Origin of the sequence: Bacteroides sp. OM05-10AA, from assembly GCF_003439055.1 — a bacterium.
Lineage (GTDB): Bacteria > Bacteroidota > Bacteroidia > Bacteroidales > Bacteroidaceae > Bacteroides > Bacteroides intestinigallinarum.
Window position 1 is genome coordinate 1 of sequence record NZ_QSUR01000085.1, and the last position, 1847, is coordinate 1847.

The window sequence follows — 1847 nt, forward strand, 5'->3', positions numbered from 1 at the left end:
CGGTTGAAAATACCTCTACTTGTAGGTGCAGACGTTATCCACGGTTACGAAACTATTTTCCCGATCCCATTGGCGCTTTCTTGCAGTTGGGACACTCTGGCCGTCGAACGTATGGCACGCATCTCTGCCATTGAAGCCAGCGCAGACGGTATTAACTGGACATTCAGCCCGATGGTCGATATTTGTCGTGACGCCCGCTGGGGACGTATCGCAGAAGGGAGTGGGGAAGATCCTTACCTGGGTTCTTTAATGGCTAAAGCGTATGTGCGTGGTTATCAGGGAAACAATATGCAGGGCAACGATGAAATACTTGCCTGTGTGAAACATTTTGCACTTTATGGAGCGTCTGAATCAGGACGTGATTATAATGTGGTGGATATGAGCCGCCTGCGTATGTATAACGAATATCTGGCTCCTTATAAAGCTGCCGTTGATGCCGGTGTAGGTAGTGTCATGAGTTCTTTTAATATCGTCGACGGTATTCCTGCCACGGCCAATAAATGGTTACTGACCGATCTGCTTCGGGATGAATGGGGCTTCGGGGGACTATTGGTGACAGATTATAATTCGATAGCCGAAATGTCCTCCCACGGCGTCACCCCTCTGAAAGAAGCTTCCATACGTGCTTTGCAGGCAGGGACAGATATGGATATGGTTTCCTGTGGTTTTCTGAACACACTGGAAGAATCCCTGAAAGAAGGAAAAGTGACGGAAGAACAGATAAATGCGGCCTGCCGTCGTGTCCTGGAAGCTAAATATAAATTGGGGTTATTCTCCGATCCGTATAAATATTGTGATACTCTGCGTACCCGGGAAAAACTTTATACGGCCGAACATCGTTCTTCCGCCCGTACGATTGCAACTGAAACTTTTGTTTTGTTGAAGAACGATCATCATCTGCTTCCTTTGGACATAAAAGGAAAGATTGCCCTGATCGGTCCGATGGCAGATGCACGTAATAATATGTGTGGAATGTGGAGTATGACATGTACTCCTTCCCGGCACGGAACGTTACTGGAAGGAATCCGTTCGGCAGCGGGTGATAAGGCTGAAATACTGTACGCGAAAGGCAGTAACATATATTATGCTGCAGAAACGGAAAAGGCTGCTACGGGTATTCGGCCGCTTGAACGTGGAGACAACCGGCAGTTATTGGATGAGGCTTTGCGTATAGCTGCCCGTGCTGATGTGATTGTAGCTGCTTTGGGTGAGTGTGCGGAAATGAGTGGTGAATCGGTTTCACGTACCAATCTGGAGATACCCGATGCTCAACAGGACTTATTAAAAGCTCTGGTGAAGACGGGCAAACCTGTCGTACTTCTTTTGTTCACGGGTCGTCCTTTGGTTTTGAACTGGGAGGCTACAAATGTACATTCCATCTTGAATGTCTGGTTTGGAGGTAGTGAAACGGGGGATGCGGTTGCTGACGTACTGTTCGGCAAGGTAGCTCCAAGCGGTAAATTGACAACGACTTTCCCGCGTTCGGTGGGACAGTTACCATTATTCTACAATCATCTGAATACCGGTCGTCCTGATCCTGACAATCGTATATTTAATCGTTATGCCAGCAATTATCTGGATGAGAGTAATGAGCCTCTGTATCCGTTCGGATATGGTTTGAGTTATACAGACTTTGTTTATAGTGATCTTCAGATTAGCTCGGAAACTTTACCTAAAAACGGTGAGTTAACGGTTTCTGTGACTGTTACCAATAAAGGAAACTACGACGGTTACGAGACAGTGCAGCTATATCTTCGTGATATATATGCAGAGATTGCCCGTCCGGTGAAGGAGTTGAAAGGCTTTGAACGTATTTTCCTGAAGAGTGGTGAAAGTCGTGACATTAA

Annotated in this window: 1 protein-coding gene; it reads left to right on the top strand. The window is 46.6% G+C overall.

Going from position 1 to position 1847, the window contains the following annotated elements:
* Positions 1-1847 (top strand): beta-glucosidase BglX (gene bglX / locus DXB58_RS27545; RefSeq protein WP_122138877.1); only part of this gene is annotated, 1847 nt, incomplete at both ends.